Raw genomic sequence first — 26,294 nt, 5'->3', positions numbered from 1 at the left:
GCTCAGCCTCTTCCCGTCCCTTGCCCGGCCGAAGGCTGCCAGATCCGCACGGCCGTGGCGTCGAGCCGGCGCGGGATCAGCCCGGCTTCGTGAAAGGTGTCGGCGATGGCCTGCTGATCGGAGAGCGCTGCCCTGTCGACCGCCCTGACCGCGTAGGAGCGCCGCTCGTTGACCGTGCTGACGACTTCCGGCGGGAGGTCGCCCCAGATCGGGGCGAGGAGGGCAGCGGCCTCCTTGGGGTTCTTTTTGACCCAGAGGCCCGCCTCGACCAGCGCGGCGAATACCGTGGCAACGACCTCCGGCTGCTCGGCGGCGAAGCTGTCATTGACCGTGTAGTAGCGGTTGTAGCTCGAGAGGCCGGTGGCGTCGGCGAGTACTCGGATCGGGCGCTTGGCTTGCACGATGGCGAGGAACGGGTCCCAGATCGACCAAGCCTCGATGCCGCCCTGCTCGAACGCGGCGAGGCCGTCGGCCGCCTCCAGATAGGCCGGGCGGATATCGGAGAAGCGAAGTCCCGCCCGCTTCAGCGCGCCCGCGAGGATGAAGTGGCAGCCCGAGCCCTTCGAGACGCCGACCGTGCGGCCCTTGAGGTCCGCGACTGTCCGGATCGGTGACTCGTCGGGCACGATGATCGCCTCGGCCCGCGGCGAAGCCCCCTCCATGGCGTAGAAGGTCAGTGCGGCACCAGCCGACTGCGTGAAGACCGGCACCGCGTCCGCCACGTCCGCGTGAAGATCGACGGCGCCCGTGTTCATCGGTTCGAGCACCTTGGTGAAGAGATGCCAGCTCACGCCAAATCCCTGCCGGCCGAGCCGCTCCTCCAGGATGCCCCGCGCTTTCAGGACGGTGAGGAGTGTCGAGGAGCGCTGGTAGCTCAACTTCACTGTCCGGCCCGCACGGGCCGGGCCGGATCGACCGAGGGTGAGGCCGGCGGCGAGGGTGCCGGCGAACTGGCGGCGGGTCAGGCTCATCGGGATTCCGTGTGCTCGGTGGGCCGGGCAGGGGGGCTCGGCGGCGGGACGTCGGGCCGCGGATCGGCGGTGAAGCCGTCGCGGTTCGGCATGGCGACCCTCGGCAGGGAGGTGGCATCGAGGCTCGCCTCTTCGGGCAGCAGGCCGTTGAGGTGCAGCACGTAGGCACTGACCGCGTAGGTCTCGTCGGGCGTGAGTGATTGCGGCGCATCGAACGGCATGGCCCGGCGCACGTAGTCGAACAACGTCGTGGCGTAGGGCCAGAAGCTACCGACGGTGCGCAGCGGTTTGGCACTCGCGAGGCTGCCCAGTCCGCCGGCCAGCGCCTCGGCGGCAGCCCCCTCGCCGCGGGCGCCGTGGCAGGCGGCGCAGCGCGCTGCGTAGAGGCCCGCTCCGTCGCGCACGCTGCCACGGCCGGGTGGCAGGCCCTGGCCGTCGGGGCGCACGTCGATGTCCCAGGCGGCGATGGTCTCAGAGCTTGCCGGCCTGCCGATGCCGAGGGGCTCGGCCGCGAGGGGACCCGCGAGACCCAGGCTCAGGATGAGCGGCAGGAACGCCTCATACCGCATAGGTCACCGACCCGTTCGGCTCGATGCTCCAGCCGAACACCGCGTTGTTGTGGTAGAAGGAGCGGGTGCCGCGCACCGCGACCAAGGCTTCGCGGCTCGGCTGCACGTAGCCGGTCTCGTCCCGCGCCCGGCTCAGGAGGCGCGCGGGCCCGCCCTCCCAGCGCCACGGCAGGCGGAAGCGGGTGAGGCAGCGCGGCAGCACCGGCCCCTCCAGATGCGCCTCCCGCCAGGAGATACCGTTGTCCGTCGAGACCTCGACGCCTGCGATCCGCCCGCGCCCGGTCCAGGCCAATCCGCGGATCTCGTGGAAACCGGGCTCGTGCAGATGCTGGCCGCCCGACGGCGCGGTGATGATGGATTTGGCCTCCATCACGAAGGTGAACTGACGCACCGTGCCATCCGGCATCAAGTCGGTGTATTTCGAGGTCTCTTCCCGGGTCTGAAACGGCTGGTCGCCGACCTTGATGCGGCGCAGCCACTTGATGCTCAGGTTGCCCTCCAGTCCCGGCAGGAACAGCCGCAGGGGATAGCCCTGCTCCGGGCGCAGCCGCTCACCGTTCTGCGCATAGGCGAGGATCGCCCCATCGAGCGCATCGAAGGGGATCGAGCGGGTCATGGCGCAGGCATCGGCTCCCTCCGCCAAGATCCAGGCCGCGCCCGGCTTTACGCCGACTTCGGCGAGCAAAATTGAGAGCTCGACGCCGGTCCACTCGGCACAGGAGATCAGGCCGTGGCTGTCCTGCACCGTCCAGTCGGGCTTGGCCCCGAGCCAGGGCGTGTTGCCCGAGCATTCGAGGAAGTGCAGCCGCGAGACGGCGGGAAAGCGGACGATGTCGTCCATGGTGAGGGCCAGCGGGCGCTCGACGAGGCCGTGCACGACGAGACGGTGTCGGTCCGGATCGATGGCTGGGATGCCTGCATGGTGGCGCTCGAAATGCAGGCCGTTCGGCGTCAGGATACCGTGCAGGCCCTGGAGCGGCGTCACCGTGGACGACGCTCCGGGAAAGCGCGGCGGCAGCCGGGGGTAGCGCGCGAGCGTCTCGCTCGGGCTCGGCCGGCCGTAGCCGGGGGCGGTGGCGCCCTGCTCGCGTGTCCAGGGCGGCACGTCGAGGGGGTTTGCCTCCGCCAGCGCGCCCGTGGCGACGCCTGCTCCGGCGAGTGAGCCGGCCATGCGGAGGAAGCTGCGCCGGTTCTCCATTCGCTTGCGCATCCTACTTCGCGCTCGCCTCGGCCTGGGCCGCCTCGAAGAAGCGGGTGTCGAAAAGTCCGTCCGTGGGCGGGGTCTTCTCACTGATGCCGAGCGTGGTCTGGAAGGCCAGCATCGCGCCCGTCGCCGCCACGATGGAGCGTGGATCGGCGACGTACTGAGTCGCCGGCGACGCGAGCGCCTTGCGCAACGTGGCGGCCGTGACGATGCCCTTGCCCAGCGCGACCTCGACCGCAGGCAGCGCCCGCTCGGGCTCCCGCTTGAGAAGGTCGACGGCCCGCACGATCGCCGAGACCAGGGTGCGCACCGCGGCCGGGTTCTGCTCCAGGAAGGCGCCGCGGACCGCCACCACCGTCCCTGGCTGCCCGGGGAACAGGTCGTTGCCGCCCGCGACCAAGCGGATCTGCGGGTTGCGCTCGCGAATGATGCTGAGACCCGGCTCCCGCACCGTCGCGGCATCGACAGCGCCGGCGAGGATCGCCTGCTGGGCCGCGTCAATACCCAGGGTCACGATCTGCACGTCGGCCGGATCGACCCGGTGGATCTCGCGCAGCCAGTAGGACAGGTTGGTGTAGGGAATCGAGCCGAGCGGCTGTGTCGCGATTTTGGCCGGGCGGCCCGTCTCCTCCCGGAAGCGACGGAAGGCTGCTGCCGGCGCCGCGCCGTCGGCGAGCGGACCAGCGAGCTTGGCGCCAGCCACGAGCACGCTCTCGCCGACCGCGGTGGCGGCCACCACCCGCAGGTCGACGCTCCGGGTCCGGCCAATCGCCACCGGCGTGATACCGGCAACGTAGACATCGAGCGTTCCGCTCGCCGCCGCCTGCACGGCGTTCGGCCCGGAATCGAACAGCGTCACCGCAGGCTTCAGTCCACCCGCGCTGAGCCAGCCCTCCCGCTCCGCGACGAACAACGGTGCGGCGCCGAGCACTGGTATCGCCCCGATTCGCACGGCAAGCGGCTGCGTCTGCGCGGCGCAGGTCCCTGAAGTGACGAGGAGAAGAATCGCCCACCGGATGACTTGAGACAACATGATCGTTCTTTTATTTGGGAGATAAAGATAAGATCTGTCTAGACCCGTCTGCATTATGAACAATTGACCCGATTACGCAAGACTTCTGACTGTGCTGAGGCTATAGCCCGATCGCACAACAGTGCGAGATGAAGGGCCGATTGATGATCCAGGACGAGAGCGCGCGTCGGGCGCGGCTGGGCGAGCACGTGGCGCCGTCCGGGCTCTACGAGGCGCTCAAGGACCGCCCCTTCCTCGGCTCGGTCCGCTGCAACGTCGACACGCTGGTTGCGGGAAGCTGGCACGAGATTGAGCTGACCTACGAGGTCGGCGCTTGCGGCATCGCAGACGGGGCGACTTTCAAGGCCACCTTCAAGTTCTACTCCGACTGGGCGCTGTTCCAGACCGCCGACCCGTCGTCCGCCAACTACGTCAGCGCCGAGTACGAGGCCGGCCCGCTCGTGCCGGGCCAGTCGCCCGCCTCCGTGCAATCGCTCAGCGTCCGCTTCGACCAGAAGGGTCACGAACGGCCGTTCCAGAAGGCGGTGATCATTGACGTCGTCGACGGCTATCTGAATGCGGGCGACCGCATCGTCATCCGGCTGGGCGATCGACGGGCCGGCGGGCCGGGCACCCGCGTCCAGACCTTCGTCGAGGACGGCTTTCGCTTCCGCTGCTACGTCGATCCGCTCGGCACCTCACGCTACGTGGCGGTGCCGGGCGATCCGGTCATCGCGATCGTTGCGGGACCCCCGGCGCGGATCCAACTCGGCGCTCCCCGCTTTGTGGCCGAGGGTATCGCACCGCCCCTGACCGTGGCGTTGCTCGACCGCTGGGGCAACGTCGTCCGCGACCTTGGCGGGTCCGTTGAAATCGCGGCGTCACAGGGCGGGGCCGAGGTGTATCGGCGCCAGCACGCGGTGCCGGATGAGGGCTGGGCGGTGCTGCGGGTCGAGGATCTGCCGGGCGCCTCGGGAGAATTGCGCATCGCTGCCGCGCGTCCCGGCGCCCGCGATGGTTCGGAGGGCATAGCCTTCGTCACGGGGCTTCCTGACGCGCCGGTGGTGCGCGCGCTCTACGGTGATCTCCACGTCCACGCCCACGACACGGTCGGCACCAACAGCCCGGCCTACAACGCTGCCTATGCCCGCGACGTGGCCGGGCTCGATGTCTACGGCTACACGGCCAACGACTTCCAGATCACCGACGAAGCGTGGCGCGAGGGCGTGGCGGTGACCGCCACCTTCGATGCCCCCGGGCGGTTCGTGGCCTACGCGGTGCAGGAATGGTGCGGCAGCTCGACTGCCGGCGGCGACCATCAGGTGCTGTTCCTCGGTGATGATCCACCGGGCTTTCCGCACAACGAGCGGGGTGAGCACAACCGGACCTTCCTGTGGAACGAGAGCATGGGCGGCAAGGGCGTCGAGGTCGGTCGCTGGCCGGTCGAGGATCTCTGGGCGGCCTACGGGCATGACCCGGAACATCACCTCGTCATCCCGCATGTCGGCGGGCGCCGCTACATTCCCGACTGGCACCATCCCGAACTCGAGCGGCTGGTCGAGATCGCCTCCGCCTGGGGCCAGTTCGATTGGCTCTATCAGGACGTGATCGCGCGGGGCTACCGGCTCGGCGTCTGCGCTAACGGCGACGAGCATCGCGGCCGGCCCGGCGGCGGCGCGCCGGGCGTGCAGGTCTTCGGCGTGCGCGGCGGGCTCACCGGTATTCTCTCCGACCGCCTCGACCGTCGCGCCGTCGGCCGGGCACTGCGGGCGCGCCACACCTTCGCGACGACCGGCGAGCGCAGCGCGGTCCTCGTCCGGAGCGGTCCGCACCGTCAGGGCGACGCCTTCACGAACGTGGGCCCCGCACGGCTCGATTACCGGTTCCTCGGCGAGGCGGGTTGGGAGGAGCTCAGCGCGCATGACCACACCGGCGAGATCTGGCGGCGAGATCTCCACGCCGAGCTCGGCTTGTCCGAGCGCTTGGTGCGCCTGCGCTTCGGCGGCGCGCGCATCCGGGACCGCTATCGCTGGGCATCTTGGGAGGGTCGCATCCGCATCCTCAACGGTACCATCCGCCGGGTGAGCGCGCAGGGCTTCGAACATGCCGAGGAGGCGGCGTGGCGCTCCGGCCCGACCGAAATCGCCTTCCGCTCGGAGACCTACGGTGACAGCGACGCCATCGAGATCGACGTCTGCGGTCTTGGCGAATGTCGCATCCTGGTCGGGGGGACGATCGGCGGCTTCGTGAAGGTCGGCGATCCACGCCGGCCCGCGCCCTTCGTCCACGCGCCGGACTTCCGCTTCGAATGCAGCGGCCGCGAGTTGATCGAGGCAGGCGCCCTGCGGCGCGATCTCGGCGGCGCGGGGTTGTTCCTGGCTCTTGAGCGCCTGACGGAACAGCCGCTGCCGCGGGATGTCGCCGGCCACATCGACTTGGAGCCGGACAACGCGGCCTTCGGCTTCCGGCCCGTCTATTTTTCGGGTCGCCAGCGCGATGGCGGCCGCGTCTGGTCATCGGCGCAGTTCATCACCTTCGAGAACGGGCGCGATGCGAAGGAAGACGCGGCAGGATGATCGTCGATCTCCGTTTGACGGCGAGACGAGGGCGACGGTCAGCGTGTCGTCCTCGATGAAACGCCCGCCCGGAATCTGAGCCTGAAGATGCGTCGCTGAAACGACGAAAATGTTGTTCTCGCTCATGTCGAACAGCAGGAACGACCGTCTATAGAACGTCATATATAGAGTTGATGTTTGCGAAATTGCTGGCTCGCAAGCGTAATCGCGCAGTTCTGCTTGAGCTTGGAGCAAGAATAGCCGATTTCGGGAACGGGACGCAGTCGGGAGTCGCTTTCGCGGGCCGGGCTGGCGGCGGGTAGCGAAGGGTGACCGGACGATGTCGCAGGTTGATGCAGGCTGGGGGGCCGGCCCGAGTGAACGCTACGAGGTACTCGCTACGCGCTTCAGACCGGTCTTCGCCGAGATCCGCGCCACTGCCGTCGCGCGGGACGTCGAGCGTCGGTTGCCCCATGCCGAACTTGCCTGGCTGAAGGAAGGGGGCTTCACCACCTTGCGCCTGCCCGCTGAGGTGGGCGGGCACGGCGCGAGCCTGCCCGAACTGTTCAACCTGCTGATCGAGCTGTCGGCGGCCGATTCCAATGTCACCAACGCGCTGCGCGCGCATTTCGGCTTCACAGAGGATGTGCTGACCGCTGCCTCGCCGGAATGGCGTGCCCGATGGATCGCCCGGCTCGCCGCGGGCGAGACCGTCGGCAGCGGCGTGTCCGAGACGGGGTCGGCCAAGGTCGGGCAGTTCGACACGGTGGTGCGCCAACACGGTGGCGAGCGGGTAGTGGACGGCCGAAAATTCTACACGACGGGCGCTCTGTTCGCCGACTGGATCCACCTCTCGGCGCAGGACGAGGCGGGCGCGCCCGTGGTGGCCGCAGTTCCGACTCGCGCGCCCGGCGTCACGATCGAGGACGACTGGGACGGCTTCGGGCAGGCGCTGACCGCGAGCGGCACCGCCCGCTTCGACGGAGTCGTACTGGCGCCGGAGATGATCAAGCCGGAGACGGCGCGCTTTCCTTATGCCATGGCCTTCTTCCAGCTCGTGCATCTGGCCACGCTCGCCGGGATCGGCCGTGCGGCGGCCGAGGATGCGGCCCGGTTGGTCGCGGCCCGCGCCAGGGTCTACAGCCACGGCAATGCCGCGCGAACCGCCGACGATCCGCAGGTTCAGGCGGTGGTGGGCCGGGTGCGGGGAAATGCCTATGCCGCGGGCGCCATCGTGCTGAAGGCGGCCGAGAGCGTCCAGCGCGCCTCCGAGGTAGCGCAGGCGCAGGGGCGGGAGGCCGCCGAGCCGGCCTCGGCGCTCGCCGATGTCGAGGTCAACCAAGCCGTGACCGTGGTGACGAACCTCGTGCTGGAGGCAACGACCGTGCTGTTCGACGCGCTCGGCGCCTCCGCCGTGAAGGCCGAGCACGGGCTCGACCGCTACTGGCGCAATGCCCGCACGCTGACCTCGCACAACCCACGGATCTACCGCGAGCGCAGCGTCGGCGCATTCGCGATCAACGGCACCCCGCCGCCGCGCGAGTATCGCGTCGGGACGGCGTGACAGGGGCCTGCCAAGTCCCGTCACATTGATCGGAGATGTTTTGCGCCGCGCTGACGAACGTCACTAATCGCGCGGCGTCTTCCAGTCGGGGCAAGGCCGTAGCGCCCGGAGGCGCCTGTATCCGGGCAAGCCTCCGCGACGGCGATGCTTGAACCAGGCAAGCCTGTTCTGACCTTCGCCGAAGAAACGTGATCGGGGCGGGTCTTATCGTGACCCTCTGTCGCCCTTTGAGCGGCACGGCCGGCCTGCTACGGAAGAAGTCGAGCCCAGCAGGCCGCCGCTCGGGGGAAAGTCAGATTTGAACCGAGCGAGTGACACCACCCAGCATATCGATCTCACTGCCTGCGACCGGGAACCGATCCACATCGTCGGCAGCGTCCAACCCCACGGCTTCCTCCTTGCCCTAGACGCACGGACTCTCGTGGTCGCCCAGGCGAGCGCCAATGCTCCCGTCGCTGCGTCGGCCGGCGCAGCCCTGGAGAACGCCTTTCCCGAGCTGGCCGCGCTCGCACGCCGCTACCTCGACACCGGCGGCGAGCTCGACGGTGCCCAGTATCTGCGCACCGTCACGCTGGGCTCCGGGGCCACGCGGCAGGCTTACGAAATCGCCGCGCACCGGGTCGGCGACCTCCTGGTTCTCGAACTGGAGGAGACCGACGACGCCTCCGGGGAGGCCGGCTTTGACGCGCTGAACCCTCGCCTGCGCGCCTTCGTGCAGAGGCTTCACACCGCCCCGAGCGTCGAGGATCTCTGCCAACTCCTCGCCGCGGACATCCGTCACATCACCGGCTTCGACCGCGCGCTGGTCTACCGGTTCGACCGGGACTGGCACGGCACGGTGCTCGCCGAGGACGGCAACGGCGTGCTGCCCTCCTATCTCGACCTGCGCTTCCCCGCCTCGGACATTCCTGCCCAGGCGCGCGAACTTTACCGGCGCAACCGCCTGCGCATCATCCCGGACGCCGGCTACGCGCCGGTTCCGATCCGGCCGGCGACGACGCCCTCCGGCAAGCCGCTCGATCTCAGCCAATCGGTGCTGCGGTCGGTCTCGCCGGTCCATGTCGAGTACATGCGCAACATGGGCACGATGGCGTCCATGTCGGTCTCCATCCTGGTGGACGGGGCGCTGTGGGGCTTGGTCTCGTGCCACAACGGCCTGCCGAAGCGCGTGCCGCTGCAGGCGCGCAACGCCTGCGATTTCCTCACCCAGGTCTTCGCCCTGCAGCTCTCTGCCAAGGTTCGCGGCGAGCAGGCCGAGCAACGCCTTGCGCTCAGCGCGGTCCAGGCGCGCCTCCTCGGTTTCATGGCCGAGGAGGACAGCTTCGTCGACGGCCTGTTCAACCATCCGAACGACGTCCTCGCGCTCGTGAATGCCTCGGGCGCCGCCGTCGTCACTGCCGACCGCTGCCGGCTCTTGGGCTCGGCTCCTCCAGAGCGCGAAGTGCGTGCCCTCTACGAGTGGTTGTCGGCGCGCGGCGAGGCCGAGGACGTCTTCGTGACCGAGGCGCTGGCGGAGGAGTTTCCGCGGGCGCAAGGCATCGCCGACCGGGCAAGTGGCCTCCTCGCGATCTCGGTCTCGAAGCGCTACGCCAGCTACATCCTCTGGTTCCGGCCGGAGGTGGTGCGGACCGTGAAGTGGGGCGGCAATCCCGTGAAGGCGGCCCGTCCCGGCCCGGAGGGCGGCCCTGACCGCCTGCACCCGCGCAAGTCGTTCGAGACCTGGAAGGAAACGCTGAAGGGCCGTTCGCTGCCCTGGTCGCTGCCGGAGGTCGAAGCGGCGAAAGACCTGCGCGCCTCGGTCCTGGGCATCGTGCTGCGCCGGGCCGAGGAACTGGCCGCCATGAGCGAGGAACTGCAGCGCTCGAACAAGGAGCTCGAAGCCTTCTCCTACTCGGTGAGCCACGATCTCCGCGCGCCCTTCCGGCACATCGTGGGCTACGCCAATCTGCTGAAGAATCGCGAGAGCCCCAACCTCACGGAGAAGGGGCGGCACTACGTCGACACCATCATCGAGGCCGCTCTCTCGGCGGGGACTCTCGTCGACAACCTGCTGACCTTCTCGCAGATGGGGCGGCACGCCCTGAACAAGGTCTCCGGCGACCTGAACGCGCTCGTCGAGGAGGTTCGCCGCAGGGTGATCCGTGACGTCGCGCCGGACCGGACCGTGCGATGGGAGGTGGGCCCGCTCGGTCGCGTCTACGCCGATCCGGCGATGTTGCGGCTCGTCATCGAGAACCTGCTCTCGAACGCGGTGAAGTACAGCCGTGACGAGGCGGCGGCGGTCATCGAGGTCGGCCGGCTGCCGCCGCACGACGGCGAGGCGGTCTTCTTCGTGCGCGACAACGGCGTCGGCTTCGACATGGCCTACGTCGACAAGCTGTTCGGCGTGTTCCAGCGCCTCCACCGAGTCGAGGAATTCGAGGGGACCGGCATCGGCCTCGCCAACGTGCGGCGCATCGTCGAGCGCCACGGCGGTCGGACCTGGGCGGAGAGCCGGCTCGGCGAAGGCGCGACCTTCTACTTCACCCTGCCGGTCCGCGAGGAGGCGAACTGAAATGGCGGCCCTGAAGCCGATCCTTCTCGTCGAGGATAATCCCAACGATATCGAGCTCACGCTTGCCGCGCTTGAATCGAGTCAGCTCGCCAACGAGATCGTCATCTGCCGCGACGGTGCCGAGGCGCTCGATTTTATCTACCGCCGAGGCACCCACGAGCGGCGTCGGCAGCAGGATCCGGCCGTGGTGCTGCTCGACCTGAAGCTGCCCAAGGTCGATGGTCTTGAGGTGCTGGCAAAGGTGAAGGGCGACCCGGACACCCGCGGCATCCCGGTGGTGATGCTGACATCCTCGCGCGAGGAAACCGACGTCGTCCGGTCCTACAATCTCGGCGTGAACGCCTTCGTGGTGAAGCCCGTCGCCTTCGATGAGTTCTTCGCCGCGATCCGCGAGATCGGCGTTTTCTGGGCGCTCCTCAACGAGCCGCCAACCCGCAGAGGAGGATGGCCATCGAACGCGTAATCGGACGCCGGGCGAGCCCGCTGCGCATCCTCCACCTGGAGGACAGCGACCTCGACGCAGAACTCATCGAGGCCGAACTCGAACGCCTCGGACATCCCGTGCGGATCGAGCGGGTCATCACACGCGACGCGTTCGCCGCCGAGGCTCGGCCGGACCGGCATGACCTCATCCTCGCGGACTACGTGCTGCCGACCTTCGACGGCATCAGCGCGTTCCGCATCGCGCAGGCACAGTGCCCCGACATCCCGTTCGTATTCTGCTCCGGTACGCTGGGCGAGGACATCGCGGTCGAGGCGCTGAAGGACGGTGCCACGGACTACGTGACCAAGCAGCGGATCGACCGTTTGCCGCACATCGTGGTGCGCGCCCTTGCCGAGGCTCGAACCAGAGCCGAGAAGCGCGTGGCAGAAGCCGCCCTACAGGCACTGAACCAGTCGCTTGAGGTCCATGTCGCCGAGCGCACTCGCGAACTCGCCGAGGCCAACGCCGCGCTCCAGCAGCAGATCGTCGAGCGCGAGCGCGCCGAGGAGGCCTTGCGCCTGATGCAGCGGCTGGAGGCTGTGGGGCAGCTGACCAGCGGCGTGGCCCACGACTTCAACAATCTGCTGACGGTCATCGCGGGCAACATCGAGTTCCTGGAACGGGACGTGTCGAGCGAGCGCTCGAAGCGGCGCCTCGCGATGATGCGAGGCGCGGCCGCGCGCGGCGCCAGCTTGACCGCGCAGCTCCTGGCCTTCTCGCGCCGCCAGCGGCTGGAGCCGAAGCCGGTGGACCTGAACCGGACGGTCGCCTCGATGCGCGACCTGCTGCAGAGCTCGATCGGCGGTGCGGTGCGGATCGAGACCGCCCTTCAGGCCGACCTGTGGCCGGCCCTTGTCGACGCCACTCAGATCGAGCTTGTGATCCTCAACCTCGCCATCAATGCCCGGGACGCGATGGCGGTCGGGGGCCGGCTGACTATCGAGACGGGCAACGTCGCCGTCACGGAGGCGCCGACCCGGCCGGAGCAGCCGAGCCCGGGAGAATACGTGATGATCTCGGTCAGCAACACCGGGACGGGTATGACGCCGGAGGTGCTGGCCCGGGTGTTCGAGCCATTCTTCACGACCAAGGCGGTGGGGAAGGGCTCCGGCCTCGGCCTTGCGCAGGTCTTCGGCTTCGTCAAGCAGTCCGGTGGCGGCCTCAGGGTCGACACGGTTCCCGGGGAGGGCACCTCGTTCAAGGTGTACCTGCCGCGCGCCGAGAGCGAGGGCGTGACGGTGCCGGTCACGGTCTCCAACGCCGATTGGGCCCGCTCCCGCCCACCGGGAACGCAGCCGATGCTCCTCGTGGTCGACGATGACGGCTGGGTGCGCGAGGTGACCGCGACTCGGCTCAGCGAAGCGGGCTACCAAGTGCGAGAGGCGGCCTCGGGCCTGCAGGCGCTCGTGGCTCTCGAGGCCGATTCCTGCGTCGACCTCGTCGTCATCGACTTCGCAATGCCCGGAATGAACGGGGCGGAGGCCGCGACCGAGATCCGCAAGCGATGGCCGGAGGTGCCGGTCCTGTTCGTCACCGGCTACGCCGACAAGGACGCGCTGACCCAAGCCGGCGCGGTCGGTGCGGACGCCATCGTGCAGAAGCCGTTTCAGGACGGTGAGCTCGAACGCAAGGTGGCCGCGACCCTTGCGGCGAGGCCGATGCCGCACTTGCGCCTCGTCTCGGACCGTAATCGAAGCGCTTGAGCGGCGTGCTTCAGCGAGATGCTAGTGGGGAACAGGGCGCTGCCGTGGACAAGCCGCAGGCCCTGGATGCAACCATGCGCCCGAGCGGAAATCCTCGCGAGAGCCGTCCCCGCGCACGAGCCACCGAGATTGTCCTCTCCTATGCCTTGGTCCCATGCTTGAGAATGCCGTGACCGAGTTCCCGCTCTTCCTCGCCGGAGGCGGGCGGATGGGCGCGATCATGCGCGTCCATGACTGGTCCGGCTCTCCGCTCGGGCATCCCGACATTTGGCCTCCTTGCCTGCGCTCGACCGTCAGCCTGATGCTGGGCTCGCGCTTCCCGATGTTCGTGGCGTTCGGATCCGAGCTCAACTTTCTCTACAACGACGCCTATGCCGAGATCCTGGGCGACAAGCACCCTGGGGCGCTCGGACGTCGCTTCCACGACATCTGGTCGGAGATCTGGCCCGACATCGCCCCGCTGATCGAGAGGGCGTTGTCCGGCGAGCCGACTTGGTCCGAGGACATGCCGCTGACCATGAACCGGCGCGGCCACGACGAACAGACCTGGTTCACCTTTTCCTACTCGCCCGTGCGCGACGAGCAGGGCCGGGTCGCCGGCATGTTCTGCGCCTGCAGCGAGACGACCCGACGCATCCGTGCCGAGGCTGAGCTGCGCGAGGCGGAGGCGCGGGTCAGGGCGCTCGCCGATCACCTGCCGGGCGGCTACGTCTACCAGATTGCCACGCCCCGCGATGGATCAGGTCGCCGCTTCCTCTACGTGTCGCAGGGCTTCGAGCGCATGACCGGCTTGCCGGCGCAGGCCGTGCTCGCGGATCCAGCCGCCGCCTACGACCTGTTTTTGCCGGAGGATCGGAGTCGCCTGGCGGAGGCCGAGGCGGCGGCTATCCGTGACCTCGCACCCTTCGACGTCGAGGCACCGATGCGCCGGCCCGACGGCCGCATCATCTGGACGCGTATCGTCTCGGCGCCGCGCGCTCTCGGCGACGACCTGGTCTGGGACGGGCTGCACCTCGACGACACAGCCCGCAGGCAGGTCGAAGAGCGACTGCGCGAGAGCGAGCGGCGCTTGCGGCTGGCGACCGAGGCGGCCGAGGTTGGGCTCTGGGACGTCGACGAGGTGAACGGGACCCTGTTCTGGCCGGCGCGGGTGAAGGCGATGTTCGGGATCTCGCCGGAAGTGCCGGTGACCATGGCCGACTACTATGCCGGCCTGCACCCGGACGATCGCGAGGCCACGAGCGCCGCCTATGCGGCCGCCGCAGATCCGGACCGACGCGCCGTCTACGATGTCGAGTACCGCACGGTCGGCAAGGAGGACGGCGTCGTCCGCTGGGTCGCCGCCAAGGGCCGCGGCATCTTCGAGGGCGATCGCTGCCTGCGCGTGCTCGGCACGGCCATCGACATCACGGCACGCAAGCAGGCCGAGGCGGCGCTGCTGGATCGCGAGGCACGCCTCAAGGCTGTGTTCGCTCAGGCCGGTGCCGGCCTCGCCCTGACGGACTTCAATGGCCGCTTCACGGAAGTGAACGAGACCTACTGCACCATCGTCGGACGCCCACGTGACCAAGTGCTCGGGGCATACATGCAAGAGATCACCCATCCGGACGATCTTGCAAGTAATGGTGCCTTGTTCGAGGCAGCGGTCCGCGAGGGTAGGGCGTTCGATATCGAGAAGCGATACGTCCGGCCCGATGGCGAGATCGTCTGGGTGCGCAACAGTGTCTCCGCCGTACGCTCCGACGACGGCACGATTGCAGCCATGCTGGCCGTCAACGTCGACATCACCGATCGTGTCCGCGCCGAGGCTGCTCTCCGGGAGAGCGAGGAGCAGTTCCGCGTCCTCTCCCAGGTGTTGCCGAACTTCGTATGGGCGACCGAGGCGGATGGCCGCGCCACTTGGTTCAATGAGCGCGTCTACGCCTATGCCGGCCTTAGCCCGGGGGAGCTCGATGCCGATAGCTGGCGCGCCATCGTCCATCCCGATGATCAAGAGCGGGTGGCCCGTGAATGGGTTGTCGCGGTGACAGCCGTCGCGAGCTACCAGTGCGAGTACAGGCTGAGGCGGGCTGACGGCACCTACCGCTGGTTCCTGGGCCGCGGACAGCCTGTTGTGGGGAGCAACGGCGCCGTGCTGCGCTGGGTCGGCACCAGCACCGACATCGACGAGCAGAAGCGAGTGATGGCCGAGCTCGTGCGCTTCAATGAGACCCTGGAGCGGCGCGTCGCCGAGCGCACGGCGGAGCACGACCGGGTGTGGCGCAACTCGCGTGACCTGCTGGTGGTAGTCGGCGGCGACGGCGTCTTCCGAGCGGTGAACCCCGCCTGGGAGACCATCCTCGGCTATAGCCCGGCGGAGGTCACGGGCCGCCACTTCGGCGACTTCATATCGCCGGATGACGTCGAGATGACCCGGGCCGCCCTCGAACGCGCCGTCTCCAGCGGACCGCTCACCGACTTCGAGAATCGCTACCGGCATAAGGATGGGACTTCGCGCTGGATCTCCTGGCGCACGTCCATCGAGGGCGACCTCGTCTATGCGTACGGGCGCGACGTCACGGCCGAGAAGGCGCAAGGAGAGGCGCTCCGGCAAGCCGAGGAGGCGCTGCGCCAGTCTCAGAAACTGGAGGCCGTCGGGCAATTGACCGGGGGCGTGGCCCACGACTTCAATAATCTACTGACCATCATCCGCTCTTCTGTGGACTTCCTCCGGCGACCGGACCTGCCCGAGGAGCGCAAGGACCGCTATCTCACCGCGGTCTCGGAGACGGTGGATCGGGCGGCGAAGCTGACCGGTCAGCTCCTCGCCTTCGCGAGGCGACAGGCGCTCAAGCCAGAAACCCTCGATGTCGGCGCCCGCCTGCGCGGCGTGGCCGACCTGCTCGACACGGTGACCGGCGCCCGCATTCGGGTCGTCACCGAACTCCCGAAGCAGCCGTGCTTCGTCAAGGTGGACTTGAGCCAGTTCGAGACGGCGCTCGTCAACATGGCAGTCAACGCCCGCGACGCGATGGAAGGGGAGGGGACGCTGACGCTACGCCTCGATTGCTGCGTGGCGCTGCCGAGCATCCGGGGCCATGCGGGTGCGCCGGGCCCCTTCGCGGCTGTCTCGCTTCACGACACCGGCTCCGGCATCGCGCCCACCGTTATGGCGCACGTCTTCGAGCCGTTCTTCACCACAAAGGAGGTCGGCAAGGGCACCGGCCTCGGCCTCTCCCAGGTCTTCGGTTTCGCCAAACAGTCGGGTGGTGACGTGGCCGTCGACAGCGCCCCCGGTCGCGGCACGACCTTCACGCTCTACCTGCCCGAGGTCGAGCCCGAAGCCGTAGCGGCCGACGGAGAGGGCAGGGCGGGGTCGGTCGAGCCCGGCGGCTTCGGCCAGCAGGTACTGGTGGTCGAGGACAACGTCGAGGTCGGGCGCTTCGCCACCCAAATCTTGGAGGATCTCGGCTACGTCACGACCTGGGCGGGGAATGCTGACGCCGCGTTGGCGTATCTCGCCACGGGCGGAGCCGGATTCGACGCCGTGTTCTCGGACGTGGTGATGCCCGGCATGAACGGGGTCGAACTGGCGCGCGAGATCAGGCGGCGGTTCCCGAACCTGCCGGTCGTTCTGACTTCGGGATACAGCCACGTTCTCGCTCAGGAAGGCAGCCACGGATTCGAGCTCCTGCAGAAGCCCTACTCGGCCGAGCAGCTCTCGCGCATCCTACAACGCGTCACGGCACGCCGGGTCGGCACCGGGCGCTAGAGTGCGTCCGACCGGATCGGGTCGACCTGAGTTCGAAGGCGGACCGGAGAGCAGCACCTCCCTCGAGGTCGCCCGGGCCGGCGCAGTATGCTGGCGCGAGGCGTCCGCCCAGGGGAGCTCTGAGAAGAGCGCGGGACGCGACCGGCCTCGCTGGGCGTGGCCGGACTAGAAGCAACGTGCGACGAAACGCTTTTTCAGAAACGATGCGTTTCGTTCGTTTCCATTTTCTATCTACATCGGTTGTCTCATTGTGCTCTCGACGGAGTACCTTTCCGGCACGTCTTCACAGGCCGCAGCGGACGCGCTTCTCGATTCAAGCGCCATCACAGGACCTGATCGAAAATGGGAGAAGAGCGATGAGCTGGCATAGTGCCGACGACCCGGTCCCGGGCGACCATTTCAGTTGCGACGCGATCCAGACCCTGATCGTACCCCGCTCGCGCGATCTCGGCTCCTTCGCGGTACGCCGCGCACTTCCTTCCACCGAGTGCCGGATGGTGGGCCCGTTTATTTTCTTCGACCAGATGGGGCCGTCAGAGTTCCTGCTCGGCCAAGGAATGGATGTGCGCCCTCACCCTCACATCGGCCTCTCGACGGTCACGTACCTGTTCGACGGCGAGATCATGCACCGCGACAGCCTCGGCACCGAGCTGCCGATCCGGCCGGGTGAACTGAACTGGATGACGGCCGGACGCGGCATCACGCATTCCGAGCGCACCGCCCCGACCCTCCGGCAGACCGGTTCGCGACTCTTCGGAATCCAGAGCTGGGTCGCCCTGACGGCGCAGGACGAGGAGAACACCCCGGCCTTCGAGCATTACGACGCCTCGGCGCTTCCGGTTCTCACGGGCGAGGGCAAGACCGTTCGTCTGATTGCCGGTGAAGCCTTCGGGGCGCGTTCACCGGTGCGCACATCGAGCCCAATGGTCTACGCCGACGTGCTGCTGGAGGCCGGCGCCGTCCTGCCGCTCGACCCGACCTACGACGAGCGCGCGATCTACACCGTCGCGGGGGCGATCGAGATCGCTGGCGACGGCTTCGGCCCCGGCCAGCTCCTGGTGTTCCGGCCGGGTGACCGCATCAGCGTCCGTGCGACGGAAGCGGCCCGGTTCATGGTTCTGGGCGGCGAGCCGATGGATGGCCCGCGGCACCTCTGGTGGAACTTCGTGTCGTCGCGGCCCGAACGGATCGCGCAGGCCAAGGAGGATTGGCGCCAGGGCCGCTTCGATACGGTGCCCAACGATGCCGAGTTCATCCCGCTGCCGGAAGAGCCTCAGCCCGTCCGGTATCCATGAACGAATGCGCGCGGGCCAGTGAGGGACTCGCGCGCCCGCTGACCGCACCCACCATCCGGCGCCCCAGCGACGGCGCCGCGCTACCCGTCCACAGGTCGGACCAACAGGCTCGACCAAGAGGTTCGTCCAAATCATGGCTATCGAAGCATCCGGGGCCGCGAGCGAGCTCGTTCAGGTCGTCGCCCTTCTCGCTGCCGGCGTCGTCGCCGTCCCCCTGTTCAAGCGGATGGGGCTCGGCTCGGTCCTCGGCTACCTCGTGGCGGGGCTCGCCATCGGGCCGTTCGGCCTCGGCCTGTTCACCGACGCGCACGCGATTCTCCACGTGGCCGAACTCGGCGTCGTCATGTTCCTCTTCATCATCGGGCTGGAGATGGAGCCCTCGCGGCTCTGGGGCATGCGCCGCGAGATCTTCGGGCTCGGCCTCGCGCAGGTCGGCGCCTGCATTGCTGCCCTCACGCTCGTCGGCGTCGCCATGGGGTTCCCGGTCGTCGTGGCCTTCGTGGCCGGCACGGGCTTCGTGCTCACCTCGACCGCCATCGTCATGCAGCTCCTCGAAGAGCGCGGCGCTCTCTCGACCCCGAAGGGTCAGAGGATCGTCGCCATCCTGCTTCTCGAAGATCTCGCGATCGTGCCGCTGCTGGCCGCCGTGGCCCTGCTGGCGCCGGGCGGCGCCGAGACGAGCGGGACCGAGCGCGCCATCGCTGTCGCCATCGCTCTCGTTTCCATCGCCGCGCTCGTGGCTGCGGGCCGCTGGCTGCTCAACCCGCTGTTCCGCCTGCTCGCCGCGGCGAAGGCGCGGGAGGTCATGACGGCGGCCGCGTTGCTGGTCGTGCTCGGCTCGGCGCTGGCGATGCAGCTCGGCGGTCTCTCGATGGCGATGGGCGCCTTCCTCGCCGGCGTCCTGCTCTCCGAATCGAGCTTCCGCCATCAGTTGGAAGCCGATGTCGAGCCGTTCCGCGGCATCCTGCTCGGCTTGTTCTTCCTCGGCGTCGGGATGTCGCTCGATCTGGCGGTGATCGCCGCGAATTGGGGCCTGATCCTCATGAGCGTGGCCGCCTACATGGCGGTGAAGAGCCTCGTCATCTACGGTATCGCCCGGGCCCTGCGGACCAAACATAGCGAGGCGCTGGAGCGGACGGCGCTGATGGCGCAGGGTGGCGAATTCGCTTTCGTGCTCTACGCGGCGGCGGCGAGTGCCGGGATCATCGACGGCACGACCAACGCGATCCTCACGGCCACCGTCATCCTGTCGATGGCGATCACGCCGCTCACCGTCATCGCCTTCGACCGCCTCGGGCCGAAGGCCGCCACGTCCACGGACGGCGTCGAGGCTCCGGAGGATCTCGTCGGCAGCGCCTTGATCATCGGGTTCGGCCGCTTCGGGCAGATCGTCAGCCAGCCACTGATCTCGCGCGGATGCTCGGTCTCGATCATCGACACGAGCGCCGACAACATCCGGCTCGCCGAGGGGTTCGGCTTCAAGGTCTATTACGGTGACGGCGCCCGGCTCGACATCCTGCGCGCGGCCGGCGCCGCTACGGCGCGGGCGATCCTGATCTGCATCGACGACCGCGCGATGGCCAATCGCATCGCGGAGCTGGCGAAGGCGGAGTTCCCACTGGTCCCGGTTCTGGCCCGCGCCCGCGATCGCGAGCACGCGGTCGAGCTGATCGAGGCGGGTGTCGCCTACCAAGTGCGCGAGACACTCGAATCGGCCTTCGCCTTCGGCGAGAAGGCGCTCGTGACGATCGGTTCGGAGCCGGAGGCGGCCGAGGAGATCATGGAAGAAGTCCGCCGGCGCGATGCGGAACGCCTCGACCTCCAAGTCGTCGGCGGCGTCTATGCCGGTCGCGAGCTGATCCGCGGCAACGCCGCCCAGCCGGCGCACGGGCACGGGTGAGCCCGCGCAAGGGAAGGATGCTCGGGGGCGACCCATGGCCATCTATCTCAGCCTCGCCGCCCTCGCCGGCCTCCTCTCGGTCCTGTCGCCCTGCGTCCTGCCGCTGCTGCCGCTGGTGCTCGGCGCGGCCGCCACGGAGCACCGACTGGGACCGGTGGCGCTCGCCGCCGGCCTCGCGCTCTCCTTCGTCGCAATCGGCCTGTTCGTCGCTACGATCGGCTTCGCGATCGGTCTCGACAGCGACCTGTTTCGCAAAACCGCGGCAGCGCTGCTCCTGGTGCTCGGCCTCGTCCTGATCGTGCCGGCAGCCCAGACCCGGCTCGCCGTCGCAGGGGGGCCAGTGAGCAACTGGATGGAGCGGAGGTTGAGCGGTTTCTCGATTTCGGGGCTGACGGGCCAGTTCGCCGTTGGCCTCCTGCTCGGTGCCGTCTGGAGCCCCTGCGTCGGTCCGACCCTCGGGGCCGCCTCGCTCCTGGCCGCTCAGGGACGTGATCTCGGCCATGTCGCACTGACCATGCTGCTGTTCGGCCTCGGAGCCGGCCTGCCGCTCGTCGCCCTCGGGATGCTGTCGCGCGAGCTCCTGATGCGCTGGCGCGAGCGGATGCTCGGCCTCGGTCGGGGGCTCAAAGCGGCGCTGGGTGCTGTTCTCGTCCTGACGAGCGGGCTGATCCTCTCCGGCTTCGACCGGGCGTTGGAAACGTCACTGGTGAATGCTTCGCCAGAGTGGCTCACGGCCCTGACGACCCGCTTCTGAATGATGACGGGCAGCTCGCCGACAGCGAAGCGGCCGGTCCGCACTGGCTAAACATCAAACTTCTTCAGTTTGGTCTCCGGAGAGAAAAACCATCCCTCGGACGGCGCCAATTTGGAAAACCCGGCCATTGCCGCTGCGCTAACTTATGACGACTTCTAGATTAGCTTTTCGAACCCCGCGTGCCGCGATGCGTCCTGTCCAATTCGACTCTTTCGGTGAGCCGATCGCTCAGCCGCTGTGCGACGAGCCCGTTGCCTCGCGGATCGCGCTCCGTACCGGCGTGGGCCTGTTCTGGGCGCTGGTGGTCGTCATTGTCGCCGCGCGGGCCGCTTACTTCCATCCGGATCTCGCGGAACGGTTCGGTAGTGTTGCCACGGTGATCGATCAGCTCAGGGCCGTCGTCGGAGCCTGACGGTCGGGCCCATGAGCCTCCGTTGAGCGCCGCGAGATGCTGCCGCGCATTTATTCGGGCCGCTGCCGTCTTCCGCTGAAAACCGGTGCAGATTTCAGAGACAGGGCGGACGCCGAGGACGGCAGCGCGTCCTCATCCTCCGAAGGCCATCCGTTTGACCGTAGCAGTGCCCCGTACCGGACGAACACGCCGGAATGGGCCGTGCCAATAAAGCCCGATCTGCTGGGTTAAGTTCGGACCCACGGACCTCCGCTGCCCAGCCGGAGCACGTTTGAGATTCGTGCACTTCGAGGATGGATGCCCACGCGATGAGAATCATCCGGTGAGCGTCGTGGTGCCGGTGATCGTTCGTGACGCTGTCGCCCGTGCTACTGCTGTTGATCAGCCTGGGGCTGATCTTCCTGCTCCGTCTCGGCTGAGACGGCAGCCGGCGCGTCTCGGCCCGACGAGCCGGACTCAGTGCGAGGCCCGCTCCGCCCAAGCCCGGTCGAGACGGGCGGCGCGGTAGGCATCCGGGATGGACAGCGCCCAGACGAAGAAGCCGCCGGCATGACGCCCGACGAGGCTCGCATCGGGCGCGGCGAACCGGGCGGTGAGCCATCCGCCCAGAAGAGCGAAGAGCGCGAAGCCGAGCCCCCGCGTCGCGCGGCCCGTCCAGACATGGCCCATGCCAGGCAGGAGAGCCGCGGCCAGCAGGACACGGGTGGGATCAGGCAGCGTGCGCATGCCGCGTCTCCGAGCATGGTTCGGACAGGGTCTGAACAAGGTCCAGGCCGTCGCGCAGAGCCCCATCGAGCAGCTCCGGCGCAAGGCGCGCAAGCGGAAAGCGGATGCCCCGGAGGAGCAGGTAGGTGCCCCGAGCGCCCTGGCTCGCCTGCACCGTCAGCCGCAGGCCGTCGGGCATCACCAGGACCTCCTTCACCCTCGGATCGGCGAGGATGCGGCTCAACGCGGGCGCCGCGCGGGCGAGCAGCGCCTCGGCTCCTGCCGTCCCCCGCACGAGGGTGTCGGGTGGCCACGTCTCGGGGGCGGGAAAGCGGATTGGAAGCTGATCGGGGGCGTAGAATTCCGCCCCGGCCGGACGGCGCAGGACATCGAGGATCGCCCCCGTTGCCAGCGGCGTTCGCAGAGTGACTTGGAGCCAGAGCTGCGGCAGCCGCCGGTGGACTAGGGAGTCCGGCACGAAGCGGACATCGACGGCGGCTTGCGAGACGCGACCGCGCAGGGTCGCGAAGCCGGCTCGGTCGCGTCCGAGGCGTGGCGCCGCGAGTTGGCCGGCGCAGTCGTCGAGAAGCCCGCCCCGCCACGCCGCCTCCCACCGGTGCTGGAGCACGCAGGATGCGGCGCTGCACAGGAGGATCAGGACCGTCAGGCCAACGAGCATCGCCGCACCTCAATAACCGCGGGGCTTCGGCCAGGGCATCGTGAACTGGTCGCCGCGGCGGACATACTTGTAGCGATGCAGGACGAACCAGGCCGAGGCGGTGATGTAGAAGGTCATCATCGCCACGAGCTGGGTGCCGTAGCCGAGGAAGACCGCGAGATAGGTGACCACGCACAGGATGAGCAGCAGCGCGGCCGGCAGCGGATGGAGCGGATGCACGTAGCCGCGCTGGATCGAACCGAGCGGCCACTTGCGGCGGAACAGAACGATCGACAGCGCCATCAGCGTATAGCCGAGAAGTCCCGACAGGATCGAGAAGGTGATGGTCTGGTCGAGCGGTGTCGAGACGGCGAATAGGATCGCGATCGGCACGAAGAAGACGATGGCGCGGTAGGGCGTGCGATAGGTCGGGTGAACCGCGCCGAACCAGACCGGCATGTAGCGGTCCCGGCCCATGGCGAACCACGCCCGCGAGGCGTCGTTGATGCAGCCATTGGCTGAGGCGACCGTGGCGAACAGCGTGCCGAGGAACAGGAACAGCTCCAGCCAGCGGCTGCCCGTGAGCCGGGCCGCGTCGTAGAGCGGCGTCACCGCCTGGCCGAGATATTCCCACGGCATCAGTCCGGAGCAGACGTACCAAGTGAGCGTGGCGGCGATCAGCAAGGTCATCATTCCCGTCATGGTGCCGAGCGGCAGCGCGCGGGCGGGTGAGCGCACCTCTTCGGCGGCCTGGGTCGTCCCCTCGATGCCGAGATAGAACCACAGCCCGAAATGCATCGCCGCGAGGATGCCAAGGGAGCCGTAGGGCAGACCGCCCAGCAGCGCCTCGTGCTTGAGCACCGCGCCGGGCGCCCAGGGCTGTGCAGCCACGAACAGCACCACGATCGCCGCGAAGGCGGCGGAGGTGATGACGAGGTTCAGCGTCAGCGTGGCCAGCACGCCGCGATAGTTGAGGAAGGCGAGCGCCACGACGGTGAGCACCATGAAGGCGCGCTTATCGACTGTGCCTTCGAGCCCCAGACTCTGGGCGAAGGCCTCGATCAGGTCACCGGCAACGATGGCGTTCGACACCTCCAGCATGGTGTAGGCCATGACGAGGTAGAGGCCGACGTTGAACGCTGCGAGTGGCCCGATGATGTGCTTGGCCTGGGCGTACTGGCCGCCGGCCGCGGCTACGGTCGAGGTGATCTCGGAATCGATCATCGCGACGCAGGTGTAGAGGATGCCGGCGAGCCAGCAGGCGGCCAGCGCCGCCACAGCGCCGCCCTTTCCGACCGCGAAGTTCCAGCCCATGAACTCGCCGACGAGGACGATGCCGACGCCGAGCGCCCAGACATGTCCGGGTCCCAGGACGCGCAGCAGCGCGACCTTCCGGTGCGCGGTCGGCGGCGCCTGGGCCGCGGCGGCACTCGCCTCGGCGGGCGGCTGAGCAGACACACGCTCCGCGGTCGGTTGGATTGTAGTCATCACGACCTCGCCGCCGTCTCGCCGACCTCGGAATCGACGATCTCGCCCTCCTCCGATGAGAGGAGGTAGCTCTCGTCGTAGGTTCGGTTGGTGCGCAGGAGGTCGTATCCCATCCAGAGGGCGAGGACGGCCGCAGCCGCCCAGGCGCCCCAGTTCATCACGAACACCATGATGTGTTCCCCCGAAGTGGCAGGAAGTCTCGGCAGATGACCTTGGGAGCAGGGAAGACGGATCGAGCGGCTGACCGTTCGAGCTCAGGCCTTCGGCGTGCCGTCGAAATGCTCGGCGATGACCTCGCGGTACTCTCGGTCCGAGTAGCGGAACATGAAGATGAAGTAGCCGACGATGATCGCGGCGGTGAGCGCCACGAGGCTCCAGTTGAACGCGTAATCAAAGCGCGTGCCGATGATCCCGGCCGCCTTTTCCGGCGTGAAGCCGAGCTTTTCCCACTGCCCAGCCATCGTGGGGTTCTGACCGAGGGATTCCCAGGTAGGGTTCGGCGTGGCGGTCGCGGTGGTACCGCCACCGGCGAGCTTGAGCAGCAGGGGCAGGTAGAGGGTGATGAAGACGAGAACCAGCATCAGAACGGCGTCGACGATCTGTCCGACGACAGACTGGACCGGCGGTTCGTAAGGCGTGCGTCCGGCCATCTTAGGCCTCCCCCGACCGACGCATCTCCCGAAGGCGATCGAGGTAGTACAGGTCCGTCCCGTAGATCGCGTCGCGATCCTCACGATAATGCCGGATCATGGCCGCGATCGCCGCCGTGTTGAGCAGCACGACGCAGGCGCCGACTCCCAACACGAGCAGCGTGACGCCGCAATTGTCGCAGGCCTGTCGCATGGTCCAGAAGGTGAAAGCATAGACGAGCCAGACCATCCCGACCGCGAAGATGGCAGCCGCTCGATCCCGGCCGAACATGACTGCGACGCGCGCATCCTGCATGGCACATCTCCTCCCGGAGAACCGTTCTTACAAGGAATTCCGGCTTCCTTTCGAGAAATATCCTGCCGTTTCAAACGTGCGTCAACCCAGATTCGCCGCCGCACCGCACCATATTGCCGAATGCCTACGCAGGTTGTCGCGTGTTTGGGCAGCGCGGTGTGGCGGTCGTTGAACTGAGGGACCGGAGAACGAGTCCGGGCGTTTTGACCGCGCTGTCATCATGATCGGAGGACGGATGCTCGACGCTGTGATCTACGACCGTCTGCTCGACACGGCCTCCACGATCTCGGAGCCGCTGCGCGCTGCCATCGCCGCCGTCGGTCTGATCGAGATCGCGCCGCCGTCTCATGCCAGCGTCGCCGAGCGTCTGTTCATCGAGGTCGTGAACCAGCAGCTCTCGACGAAGGCGGCCCTCTCGATCTGGACTCGCGTCGAGGCCGCGGCAGCCGCGCAGGGGGGCGCGCCGCGCGATCTCTTCGTCCCGGGCTACGAGACCTTGCTACGCGGCTGCGGCGTCTCGGCGAACAAAGTGCGCGCGCTCCAGGCTATCCGCGATGCGGAGGAGGCCGGTCTGCTGGGCGCCGAACTCACCGCACTTCCGCATGCCGAGCGTTCGGCCGTCCTGTGCCGCATACGAGGCGTCGGCCCCTGGACTGCCGATATGGCGGGCATCTTCCACTTTCTCGATCCCGACATATGGCCCGTGGGCGACGTTGCCGCCGTCGGCGTTCTACGGCGTCTCACCGGGGTCGACGATACGGTCGCAGTGGCCGCGTGCTTCGCGCCCTATCGCTCGATCCTGGCCCGCTACATGTGGCGCAGCCGGGATACGGCCTCCATCGCGGCCTGATCCGGTCAGCGGCCGGCTTCGAGGAACGGCCGAAAGTTCTCCAGCCAATCGCGCAGCCAGATCTCGGCCGCCTGCTTCGCACCATCCGCCTCCTTCGCGTGGCCCCAGATGTCTTCGGAGAGCGGGCTCCACCACGTCCAGAGGCGGTTCGATCCATCGTACTCGACAGTGGCGACCTCGATCGCGCCGACCCGGCCGGTGAAGCGCTGCAGGGGCACTTCGGAAATTCCGCCCTGGGTCCAGATGATCGTATCGTTTGACATGGCATCACAACGCGATTGGCACCGCGCGCGTTCGGCGCCGGTCGCCGGTGATACCGGGATGTGACGAACACGCCCATTCACGGCGTGCAGCGGCGTTCGGACTTGACCGAAACGAACTCTTCCGGCATGCGCGCGTTGTCTGCCCATCGTCGCCGTGCGCTCGATGTGCGGCTTCACAGGAACTTTCTACCCCCATGCCCGACGACAGTAGTCGATCGACCACGCCGCCTTTGGCCAACCGCGTGATCTGCGCCTGATCGTCTGATCCGGCTCACCCGCGACCGGCCTTTGGCGGCTGGTCCGACAAGAGGTGAGCCATGACTGACTCCAACGTCATTTTCCGGCGTGCCCGCTCCCGTGCGGCGAAGTCCGGCCGCAACAACAGCGTCGTGCTCGTCGTGGCGCTGATGATGGCGCTCGTCTTCGTACCCGTACTGGCCCTTCACGCTGCGGCGCTCTCCGGCGCCGTGGCCGGAGACGAGGTGCGGCCGGACGAAGTCGCCGTTGCCGTGACCCACAAGAAGGTGTCGGGTTAAGCGGCACCGCGAACGCTCGGCAAACAAAAACGTATGGCCCGCCCCGTCCGCAAGTGGCTCGGATCCGCTGGTCTGTGCAGTCTGCATAAACGTATCCGGCCTTCCGACAGCGCCGTTGGCC

At 68.1% G+C, this 26,294-nt stretch carries 23 protein-coding genes; 12 read left to right on the top strand and 11 right to left on the bottom strand.

Annotated features, from left to right (window positions below; all coding sequences use genetic code 11):
• Positions 1 to 2: 2 nt before the first annotated feature.
• From FHU13_RS08530 to FHU13_RS08515, 4 genes are read right to left on the bottom strand one after another with little or no spacing between them, the layout of a single operon-like run.
• Positions 3 to 971: an aliphatic sulfonate ABC transporter substrate-binding protein gene (locus FHU13_RS08530; protein ID WP_183435448.1), complete on the bottom strand. Its 969-nt coding sequence runs from the start codon at positions 969 to 971 to the stop codon at positions 3 to 5.
• On the bottom strand, positions 968 to 1,540 hold the full coding sequence (locus tag FHU13_RS08525; RefSeq protein ID WP_183435447.1) for a c-type cytochrome: 573 nt from the start codon (positions 1,538 to 1,540) through the stop codon (positions 968 to 970). Before FHU13_RS08525 ends, FHU13_RS08530 begins: the two co-directional genes overlap by 4 nt.
• Positions 1,530 to 2,750 carry a sulfite dehydrogenase gene (soxC, locus tag FHU13_RS08520; protein WP_183435446.1) on the bottom strand — a complete coding sequence of 407 codons (1,221 nt, stop codon included), beginning with the start codon at positions 2,748 to 2,750 and terminating at the stop codon, positions 1,530 to 1,532. Before soxC ends, FHU13_RS08525 begins: the two co-directional genes overlap by 11 nt.
• A 1-nt stretch (position 2,751) precedes the next feature.
• Complete coding sequence (locus FHU13_RS08515; protein ID WP_183435445.1) at positions 2,752 to 3,777, bottom strand: ABC transporter substrate-binding protein; 1,026 nt, start codon at positions 3,775 to 3,777, stop codon at positions 2,752 to 2,754.
• Between the two features lie 128 nt (positions 3,778 to 3,905).
• On the opposite strand from FHU13_RS08515, the gene FHU13_RS08510 reads away from it, so the two are divergent.
• From FHU13_RS08510 to FHU13_RS08465, 10 genes are all read left to right on the top strand, one after another.
• Positions 3,906 to 6,332, top strand: a complete 2,427-nt coding sequence (locus FHU13_RS08510) for a hypothetical protein (RefSeq protein WP_246714564.1) — start codon at positions 3,906 to 3,908, stop codon at positions 6,330 to 6,332.
• 319 nt (positions 6,333 to 6,651) lie between these two features.
• Positions 6,652 to 7,875, top strand: coding sequence for an acyl-CoA dehydrogenase family protein (locus tag FHU13_RS08505; RefSeq protein WP_183435444.1), 1,224 nt, complete (start codon positions 6,652 to 6,654; stop codon positions 7,873 to 7,875).
• Between the two features lie 298 nt (positions 7,876 to 8,173).
• A complete protein-coding gene (locus tag FHU13_RS08500; protein WP_183435443.1) occupies positions 8,174 to 10,429 on the top strand; it encodes an ATP-binding protein in 2,256 nt (751 codons plus the stop codon).
• A 1-nt stretch (position 10,430) separates the two neighbouring features.
• Positions 10,431 to 10,892, top strand: coding sequence for a response regulator (locus tag FHU13_RS08495; protein ID WP_183435442.1), 462 nt, complete (start codon positions 10,431 to 10,433; stop codon positions 10,890 to 10,892).
• On the top strand, positions 10,874 to 12,616 hold the full coding sequence (locus tag FHU13_RS08490; RefSeq protein ID WP_183435441.1) for a response regulator: 1,743 nt from the start codon (positions 10,874 to 10,876) through the stop codon (positions 12,614 to 12,616). The genes FHU13_RS08495 and FHU13_RS08490 overlap by 19 nt, the downstream gene beginning before the upstream one ends.
• 208 nt (positions 12,617 to 12,824) lie before the next feature.
• Positions 12,825 to 16,367 (top strand): PAS domain S-box protein, encoded by a 3,543-nt coding sequence (locus FHU13_RS08485; RefSeq protein WP_246714579.1) that lies wholly within the window; start codon positions 12,825 to 12,827, stop codon positions 16,365 to 16,367.
• 356 nt (positions 16,368 to 16,723) lie between these two features.
• Positions 16,724 to 17,662: a pirin family protein gene (locus FHU13_RS08480; protein ID WP_183435439.1), complete on the top strand. Its 939-nt coding sequence runs from the start codon at positions 16,724 to 16,726 to the stop codon at positions 17,660 to 17,662.
• A gap of 133 nt (positions 17,663 to 17,795) precedes the next feature.
• On the top strand, positions 17,796 to 19,562 hold the full coding sequence (locus tag FHU13_RS08475; RefSeq protein ID WP_183435438.1) for a monovalent cation:proton antiporter-2 (CPA2) family protein: 1,767 nt from the start codon (positions 17,796 to 17,798) through the stop codon (positions 19,560 to 19,562).
• 34 nt (positions 19,563 to 19,596) lie between these two features.
• Positions 19,597 to 20,316 carry a cytochrome c biogenesis CcdA family protein gene (locus FHU13_RS08470; protein WP_183435437.1) on the top strand — a complete coding sequence of 240 codons (720 nt, stop codon included), beginning with the start codon at positions 19,597 to 19,599 and terminating at the stop codon, positions 20,314 to 20,316.
• Positions 20,317 to 20,503: 187 nt separating this feature from the next.
• On the top strand, positions 20,504 to 20,728 hold the full coding sequence (locus FHU13_RS08465) for a hypothetical protein (protein WP_183435436.1): 225 nt from the start codon (positions 20,504 to 20,506) through the stop codon (positions 20,726 to 20,728).
• Positions 20,729 to 21,184: 456 nt separating this feature from the next.
• On the opposite strand, the gene FHU13_RS08460 is transcribed toward FHU13_RS08465, so the two are convergent.
• From FHU13_RS08460 to FHU13_RS08435, 6 genes are all read right to left on the bottom strand, one after another.
• Positions 21,185 to 21,454, bottom strand: coding sequence for a hypothetical protein (locus tag FHU13_RS08460; RefSeq protein WP_183435435.1), 270 nt, complete (start codon positions 21,452 to 21,454; stop codon positions 21,185 to 21,187).
• Positions 21,438 to 22,112 (bottom strand): hypothetical protein, encoded by a 675-nt coding sequence (locus FHU13_RS08455; protein WP_183435434.1) that lies wholly within the window; start codon positions 22,110 to 22,112, stop codon positions 21,438 to 21,440. The genes FHU13_RS08460 and FHU13_RS08455 overlap by 17 nt, the downstream gene beginning before the upstream one ends.
• Positions 22,113 to 22,121: 9 nt before the next feature.
• On the bottom strand, positions 22,122 to 23,579 hold the full coding sequence (locus FHU13_RS08450; RefSeq protein WP_183435433.1) for an APC family permease: 1,458 nt from the start codon (positions 23,577 to 23,579) through the stop codon (positions 22,122 to 22,124).
• A complete protein-coding gene (locus FHU13_RS08445) occupies positions 23,579 to 23,749 on the bottom strand; it encodes a hypothetical protein (RefSeq protein ID WP_183435432.1) in 171 nt (56 codons plus the stop codon). Before FHU13_RS08445 ends, FHU13_RS08450 begins: the two co-directional genes overlap by 1 nt.
• 84 nt (positions 23,750 to 23,833) lie before the next feature.
• Entirely contained in the window at positions 23,834 to 24,229 is a 396-nt protein-coding gene (locus FHU13_RS08440; protein WP_183435431.1) for a hypothetical protein, read from the bottom strand.
• A 1-nt stretch (position 24,230) separates the two neighbouring features.
• Positions 24,231 to 24,524, bottom strand: coding sequence for a hypothetical protein (locus tag FHU13_RS08435; RefSeq protein WP_183435430.1), 294 nt, complete (start codon positions 24,522 to 24,524; stop codon positions 24,231 to 24,233).
• Positions 24,525 to 24,759: 235 nt separating this feature from the next.
• Between FHU13_RS08435 and FHU13_RS08430 the strand changes: the two genes are divergently transcribed.
• Positions 24,760 to 25,374 carry a DNA-3-methyladenine glycosylase gene (locus FHU13_RS08430; RefSeq protein ID WP_183435429.1) on the top strand — a complete coding sequence of 205 codons (615 nt, stop codon included), beginning with the start codon at positions 24,760 to 24,762 and terminating at the stop codon, positions 25,372 to 25,374.
• 5 nt (positions 25,375 to 25,379) lie between these two features.
• Here FHU13_RS08430 and FHU13_RS08425 read toward each other — a convergent pair whose 3' ends face one another.
• Positions 25,380 to 25,637, bottom strand: coding sequence for a hypothetical protein (locus FHU13_RS08425; RefSeq protein ID WP_183435428.1), 258 nt, complete (start codon positions 25,635 to 25,637; stop codon positions 25,380 to 25,382).
• 317 nt (positions 25,638 to 25,954) lie between these two features.
• Between FHU13_RS08425 and FHU13_RS08420 the strand changes: the two genes are divergently transcribed.
• Positions 25,955 to 26,173 carry a hypothetical protein gene (locus FHU13_RS08420; protein ID WP_183435427.1) on the top strand — a complete coding sequence of 73 codons (219 nt, stop codon included), beginning with the start codon at positions 25,955 to 25,957 and terminating at the stop codon, positions 26,171 to 26,173.
• Positions 26,174 to 26,294 lie beyond the last annotated feature (121 nt).

The organism is Methylobacterium sp. R2-1 (assembly GCF_014191355.1).
Taxonomy (GTDB): Bacteria; Pseudomonadota; Alphaproteobacteria; order Rhizobiales; family Beijerinckiaceae; genus Methylobacterium.
Note: the sequence above shows the minus strand (reverse complement) of the source record. Positions and strands in the feature narration are given on the sequence as shown.